6 protein-coding genes are annotated in these 6549 nt (G+C 74.5%); 4 read left to right on the forward strand and 2 right to left on the reverse strand.

Translation table 11 applies throughout. The features are described from left to right. Window positions 1-57: 57 nt before the first annotated feature. Entirely contained in the window at window positions 58-996 is a 939-nt protein-coding gene (locus tag ABTY15_RS03105) for an ATP-grasp domain-containing protein (protein WP_350575040.1), read from the reverse strand. A gap of 111 nt (window positions 997-1107) precedes the next feature. On the opposite strand from ABTY15_RS03105, the gene ABTY15_RS03110 reads away from it, so the two are divergent. Continuing rightward, entirely contained in the window at window positions 1108-1641 is a 534-nt protein-coding gene (locus tag ABTY15_RS03110; RefSeq protein ID WP_350575043.1) for an NUDIX hydrolase, read from the forward strand. An 84-nt stretch (window positions 1642-1725) separates the two neighbouring features. Here ABTY15_RS03110 and ABTY15_RS03115 read toward each other — a convergent pair whose 3' ends face one another. After that, window positions 1726-2922, reverse strand: a complete 1197-nt coding sequence (locus ABTY15_RS03115) for a hypothetical protein (protein WP_350575046.1) — start codon at window positions 2920-2922, stop codon at window positions 1726-1728. A gap of 370 nt (window positions 2923-3292) precedes the next feature. Between ABTY15_RS03115 and trpS the strand changes: the two genes are divergently transcribed. The 3 genes from trpS to ABTY15_RS03130 all read left to right on the forward strand — a co-directional run bounded on the left by trpS (window position 3293) and on the right by ABTY15_RS03130 (window position 6157). Next, window positions 3293-4351: a tryptophan--tRNA ligase gene (gene trpS / locus ABTY15_RS03120; protein ID WP_350575049.1), complete on the forward strand. Its 1059-nt coding sequence runs from the start codon at window positions 3293-3295 to the stop codon at window positions 4349-4351. Window positions 4352-4462: 111 nt separating this feature from the next. Beyond that, window positions 4463-5422, forward strand: coding sequence for a S66 peptidase family protein (locus ABTY15_RS03125; protein WP_350575052.1), 960 nt, complete (start codon window positions 4463-4465; stop codon window positions 5420-5422). Between the two features lie 54 nt (window positions 5423-5476). Then, entirely contained in the window at window positions 5477-6157 is a 681-nt protein-coding gene (locus ABTY15_RS03130) for a nucleoside/nucleotide kinase family protein (protein WP_350575055.1), read from the forward strand. Window positions 6158-6549: the final 392 nt, after the last annotated feature.

Genomic DNA, 6549 nt, shown 5'->3' on the forward strand with positions numbered 1-6549 from the left:
CGCCGTGGGACGGCGCCGCCTGCTCCCGCCGCCTGGCGGCCGGTCGGCTCCGGCCCGTCAGGCGGCGATCAGCGAGGCCAGCAGCCCCGCCGCATCGATCCCGTGCGGCAGGTCGCTGACCTGCCCGTCCCCGACCTCGACCACCCGCCAGCCGGTGCCGTCGGCCCGGCTGGCGAGGTCGGTGGTGACGAAGCGACAGCCCAGCGTCCGGACCAGGGCGTGCACGCCGGTGAGGTCGGGCTCGACGGTGTCGTGCGGTGCGTCCGGATGCGGTCCGACCAGCACGGGCTCGCCGTCCAGCCACCAGACCCGCGCCTCCGCGGCCCGACCACCCCGCCCGCCCGCGGGACCAGGAGAGCTGTCCGCAGAGCCCGGACCCCCGTCCGCCCGCTCGAACTCCTCGTAGCGCCGCAGCACCACCCCACCGGCCAGGAACTCGCCCTGTAGCTCGACGAACCGCGCCACCACCCGCCCGACCGCCGCCAGGTCGGCCAACTCGGGTACGTAACAGGCCTCGTGCCACTCGTGCTTGCGCGACTTCACGTAGTCCTTGACGATCGCCGGCCCGTGCCCGCCGAGCCGGGCCACCGCGGCCGCCAGCTCCGTCGGCCCGGGCGGTGCCGGCACCCCGGTCGACGGGATCCACACGCTGGCCGGGGTCGCCCCGTCGAACACGTCGTACCAGCCCGGCAGTTCGTGTGCCGTCGCATAGCCGGCCGGGCTGGTCAGCAGACCGCAGCCGCGCGCGGTCAGCGCGGCGGCGAAGGCGGCGTACCGAGCGGACGGGAGCATCCAGCCCCGGTACCAGAGCGGCCCGCCGTCCCGGGGCACCCGCCGGACCGCCTCCTCCGCGTGCCCGGCGAGCAGCGCGTCGTGGTCGACCAGGTGGTGCTCGCCGCCCAACTCCCGCAGCAGCCGGGCCTCCCAGGCGAAGTGCGGGTCGGGCCGGCGCGGGTTGAGCGGGTCGGCGGGGAAGAGGATCGCGGGTACGGGCATGGCCGTCAGGGTACGGCCACCGGTCGCCGGTGGCGCCGGTCTCGACGGGCCCCAATTCGGACGGGCCCCAATTCGCTCGACGCCCGGAACGGCGGCTGTCAGATTGATCCGATGCGAAACCTGCTACGACCCCGCAAGCGCGTTCCCCGGCAGGCCGCCAGGACGGTGGTGCTGGACGAGAACGGCTCGGTCTTCCTGCTCCGTTCGGACAACGACGAGGTCGGCGTCCACTGGACGATGCCGGGCGGCGGCCTGGAACCCGGCGAGACCCCGGTCACGGGCGCCCGGCGCGAACTCTGGGAGGAGACCGGCTGGACCGACCTCGAACCCGGCCCGCTGCTCTGCACCTGGGAACACGACTTCACCTGGCACGGCACCCCGGTCCGCCAGCACGAGCACATCTACCTCACCACGGGGCCGCACCGCGGCCCGGTCGGTGACGTCAGCGCGGTGCACGCCGAGGACCGGATCCTCGACTGGCGCTGGTGGACCCCGGCGGACCTCGCCGACGAGAACGCCGACGCGCTCTGGCCGCCCCGGCTGCCCGAGCTGCTGACCGCCGTCCGTGCGGGCTGGGCCGTCGACGGCCGCCCGCCGGTCCCGGTCGACCTCGGCTACGTCCCGAACGCCCCGGTCGCCCGCTGACCGCACTCCGCCGCTGGTCGCACGGCCACTGTGGTCGGGAGCGCCGGGGTCGTCGGCGCCACCGGGCCCGTCCCGGGGTGTGCCCTACGGCCGTTGGCCGCGTCGGCCCCGTCCGTCCGGGCCGGTCCGCCAGCCGTGCAGGTCCAGCTCCCGGTCGTGCAGCGCGGCGGGGTTCATCAGCACCGTCAGCCGGGCGTCGGCCAGTTGCTCGACGGTGAGCCCGGTCGCGGACAGCAGCTGATCGGTCGGCACCGAGACGGCGATGGCGGGGCGCCAGGACGGCAGCACCACCAGGCTGGTGCCCCGCCCGATCCGGACCGGCTCCGCCACCACCCGGACCGGCGCCCGCTCCTCCGGGCGGCCGACGGCCTCGGGCTGGTTCGGGGTGCCGCCGATCAGGATGCCGAGCGGCGTCTCGGTGGCCGGGGCGGGCTCTCGCGCATCGCGGTTGCCCGCGGTCAGGGCCTCACCCGATCCGCCCGTTGCCGCCGCGCCGGTCGCCGCCGCGTCCGTCGTCGTGGTGCCTGGCGTCATGGTGCCCGGCGTCATCCCGACCCATGCGCCGGCCGCCGTGGACAGCGGGTCGGTGGCGGCCGTCTCCCGTGCGGCCGCTTCCTGCCCGGCGTCCGGGGACAGCGGATGCATCCGGCGCAGCCGGCGCGAGGGTGAGGGGCGCCGGGTCAGCGTGGTGCGCGGCTCCTCGCGCGCCGCGCGCAGCACCGGGACGAACCGTTCCTCCCCCGCTTCGGCCACCGACTGGTCCAGGGCGTCCGGATCACCCGAGCCGTCCGCGCTGTCCACACCGTCCGCGCCGTCCGACCGAGCCGACCCCTGCGACCACGCCGACCCCTCCGAACGAGCCGAGCCGTGCCGGGCGCCCTCGGCGAGCAGCGCCCGCACCTCCTCGACCGGCCGTCTGCACGCCGCCGCCAGCTCCTCGATCGACCGTCCCTGGGCGTGCGCGGCGCGCAGCCGGTCGCCGAGCGCCGCCCGCAGCCGGGCCGTCGTCGGGTCGCCGGCCGCCGTCGGCCTGCGCTCGGAAGGGGCGCCCGCCCGCGTCGCGTCCTCGCTCCCGCGGGGCTGCGGCACCAAGCCGTGGCGGGACCGGCCGGCCGCCCCGGCGCCCTGGCCGACGTCGGCGGCGGCCCTGGCGATCGAGCACCGCGCGGCAGCCGAGGCCGAGGCCAGGGACGAGGGCGAGGCCAAGGGCGGAGAGCCGGCACCGTCCGTCGGCGGGCCGGGCAAGGACGGGACGGTGGCGGACGGCTGGAACGAGGTCATCGGCGGGCCCTTCGGGGGACGGTCCCGACGATCCTCCCGCACCGCGCGACCAGCTCCAAGCGTCATTTCCGCGCCAGTGCGCGCTGCCCGCCGCCGCCCCTACGGGGTGTGGCGGCTCGGCTGCCGGGTGCGACGAAGGCCTCGGAGCCGCCCCGTCCGGACAGCCGGGCCGGCCCTGGTGGTCGAGGAGTGACCGACGCTAGCCTTCTCCCCATGAAGCGCTACGCGGGCCTGTGCTGGTGGCCGTCCTAGGACGGCCACCACTCACGCCTGACCAGGGCCGTCCGGGATGGACGGCCCTGCTGCGTTTCCACGGGACGGGCCCGAGCCCCGGACGGCCACCACCACCGCCGTACCGAGGAGAAACCCGATGACCACCGTGAGCACGTCCACCCCGGGCACGTCCGCCGACACCCGCACCACGTCCACCGCCGCTCCCGCCGTCCACCGCGTCCTGACCGGGGACCGCCCCACCGGCCCGCTCCACCTCGGCCACTACTTCGGGACCCTGCAGAACCGCGTCCGCCTCCAGCGCCAGGGCGTCGAGATGTTCGTCGTCGTCGCCGACTACCAGGTCATCACCGACCGGGACCTCGCCGACCGGCTCGCCGAACACTCCGAGAACCTCGTCCTCGACTACCTCGCGGCCGGCCTCGACCCCGACCGCGCCACGATCTTCGCGCACAGCGCCGTCCCCGCCCTCAACCAGCTGCTCCTGCCCTTCCTCAGCTTGGTCAGCGTCGCCGAACTGAGCCGCAACCCCACCGTGAAGGACGAGATCGCCCACTCCGACCAGGCCGCCGTCAACGGGCTGATGTTCACCTACCCCGTCCACCAGGCCGCCGACATCCTCTTCTGCAAGGCCGACCTCGTCCCGGTCGGCCAGGACCAGCTGCCCCACCTCGAAGTCGCCCGCACCATCGCCCGCCGCTTCCACGAGCGCTACCCGCACGCCGACGGCACCGCGGTCTTCCCCAAGCCCCAGGCCCTGCTCTCGGACGCCCCGCTGCTGCTCGGCACCGACGGGCGCAAGATGAGCAAGAGCCGCGGCAACGCCGTCCCCCTCGGCGCCACCGAGGACGAGACCGCCCGGCTCATCCGCGGCGCCAGGACCGACCACGACCGCCGGATCGGCTACGACCCGGTCAACCGCCCCGAGGTCTCCAGCCTCGTCCTGCTCGCCGCCCTCTGTCAGGACCGGACACCCGAGGCGGTCGCCGACGAGCTCGGCGACGGCGGTGCCGCCGCGCTCAAGCGGACCGTCATCGAATCCGTCAACGAGTTCCTCCGCCCCCTGCGCACCCGCCGTGCCGAGCTCGCCGCCGACCGGGCCCACCTGCGGCAGGTCCTGCGCGACGGCGCCGAGCGCGCCAACGTCGTCGCCGACGCCACCCTCGCCGAGGTCAGGGCGGTGATGGGATCGGTTTGAAGCGGACGGGGCATACCAGTCCCGGCGGGCCGCGCCGGAACTGAGCGCACGTCACCCCCGCCACACCCTCGCCGCCCCGCACCCACCCCGCACCCTGGAAGGATTCCGGCCATGGACCAGCACCTGACCCCGCCCGACCGAGGGCTGACCCGCCCGCCGCACCTCCGTCCGGGGGACCACGTCGTCGTGATCGCCCCCAGCGGCCCGATCGACCCCGAGCGGCTCACCGCCGGGGCCGAGATCCTGCGCTCCTGGGGGCTGCGGGTCACCATCGCCCCGCACGTCCTCGACACCCACCCCACCCTCGGCCACCTGGCCGGGACCGACGCCGACCGCGCCGCCGACCTCCAGGACGCCTGGCTCGACCCCACCGTCGATGCGGTCATCTGCGCCCGCGGCGGCTACGGCGTGCACCGCATGGTCGACCTGCTCGACTGGGACGCGCTGCGCGCCGTCCCGCCCAAGGTGCTGGTCGGCTTCAGCGACGTCTCCTCCCTTCAGGAGGCCTTCGCCCAGCGCCTCGGCCTCGCCACCCTGTACGGGCCGATGAGCGCGGCCGGCTCCTTCATCTCCGACGGACCGACCGCCGAACACCTGCGCCGCACCCTCTTCGAACCCGAGTCGGTCACGGTGCTCACCTCGTCGAGCGCCACCGCCCTGGTCCCCGGCCGCGCCCGGGGTGTCACCGCCGGCGGCTGCGTCCACGTCCTCGCGGCCGAACGCGGCACGCCCGCCGCCCGCCCCTCCTACGCGGGAAGCATCCTGCTCCTGGAGGACGTCCACGAGCACCCGTACCAGCTCGACCGGCTGCTCACCCAGTTCCTGCGCTCCGGCGCCTTCGACGGCGTCGCGGGCATCGCCCTCGGCTCGTGGGAGGGCTGCGGGCCGCTGGACCGGGTCCGCGATGTCATGCTCGACCGCCTCGGCCCGCTCGGCATACCCGTCATCTGGGAACTCGGTTTCGGCCACGGCCCCTCCTCGCTGACCGTGCCGCTCGGAGTCCCCGCGCTCCTCGACGCCGACGCCGGGACGCTCACCCTGGAGACTCCAGCCCTCGCCCCGCGCGGGTGATTCGCGGATGACGCGCGGATGAGCAGCGCCGCCGCCCGTGAGTAGGGTGCGCGCATGAGCCAGCACGAGGACCGCCTCACCGCCCTCGCCCTCGGACTCCTCCGGGGCCCGGGCAGCAACGCCCGCACGCTCCTCGGACTTGCCGGCCCGCCCGGCGCCGGCAAGTCCACCCTCGCCCGGCACCTGGTCGCCGAGGTCGAGCGCGTCGAGGGCCCCGGCAGCGCCGCGTACGTCCCGCTCGACGGCTTCCACCTCTCCGCCGCCCAGCTGGACCGCCTCGACCTCACCCACCGCAAGGGCGCCCCCGCCACCTTCGACGCCCACGGCTACGTCGCCCTGCTGCGCCGCATCGCCACCGACCGGTTCCAGGACATCTACGTCCCCGACTTCGACCGCACCCTCGACGAGCCGGTCGCCGCCCGCCACGTGGTCCGCCCGCACGCCCGCCTCGTCGTCACCGAAGGCAACTACCTCGCCTCCACCGACACTCCCTGGCCGGACGCCCGCCGCCTGCTCCGCGAGCTCTGGTACGTGGACACCAGGGACGACGTCCGGGAGGAACGCCTGCTGCGCCGCCACCGGGACGGGGGCCGCGACGAGGCCACCGCCCGCCACTGGGTCAACGGCAACGACCACCCCAACGGCGAGTACGTGAAGGCCGGCCGCGCCCTCTGCACCCGTACCGTCCCGGGCACCGGTTTGCGTACGGCCCCGGACAGGGGTAGTGTTCTCTAGTCGCTCGGCAGGGAGCACCGGACACGCATCGGCGCGGACGGTCCCGGGGCGGCCAATCCTTGAAACACCACTTCCCAGTTCGGGCTGGGTCGCGTCGTGCCTTTTCGGTTTCGCGGCCTGGGTCTGTTTTGGCGTGTCCGTTTATATGGATTGCGGCTGGATTCGCTTTTCGGAGCGGGGATCGGCTAGAGTTTGAAACGTCGGACGGGGCGTCAAACCCCGAAAGACACCGGCAAGTTGGATGAACGAAGCCCCGGAAACGGAGCGGAAAACATCTGATAAGCTGGAAACACGAAAGAACGAAACGCCCGGAGGGCCCGCTGGAAGGCGGTCCGAAGGAAGTGTCCGTTCCTTGAGAACTCAACAGCGTGCCAAAAGTCAACGCCAGATAT

It is taken from the genome of Kitasatospora sp. NPDC097643, assembly GCF_040302625.1.
GTDB lineage: Bacteria > Actinomycetota > Actinomycetes > Streptomycetales > Streptomycetaceae > Kitasatospora.

Coding starts and splice junctions, on each gene's coding strand:
- ABTY15_RS03105 (WP_350575040.1), bottom strand. CDS start 996: ATGCCCGTACCCGCGATCCTCTTCCCCGCCGACCCGCTCAACCCGCGC.
- ABTY15_RS03110 (WP_350575043.1), top strand. CDS start 1,108: ATGCGAAACCTGCTACGACCCCGCAAGCGCGTTCCCCGGCAGGCCGCC.
- ABTY15_RS03115 (WP_350575046.1), bottom strand. CDS start 2,922: ATGACCTCGTTCCAGCCGTCCGCCACCGTCCCGTCCTTGCCCGGCCCG.
- trpS (WP_350575049.1), top strand. CDS start 3,293: ATGACCACCGTGAGCACGTCCACCCCGGGCACGTCCGCCGACACCCGC.
- ABTY15_RS03125 (WP_350575052.1), top strand. CDS start 4,463: ATGGACCAGCACCTGACCCCGCCCGACCGAGGGCTGACCCGCCCGCCG.
- ABTY15_RS03130 (WP_350575055.1), top strand. CDS start 5,477: ATGAGCCAGCACGAGGACCGCCTCACCGCCCTCGCCCTCGGACTCCTC.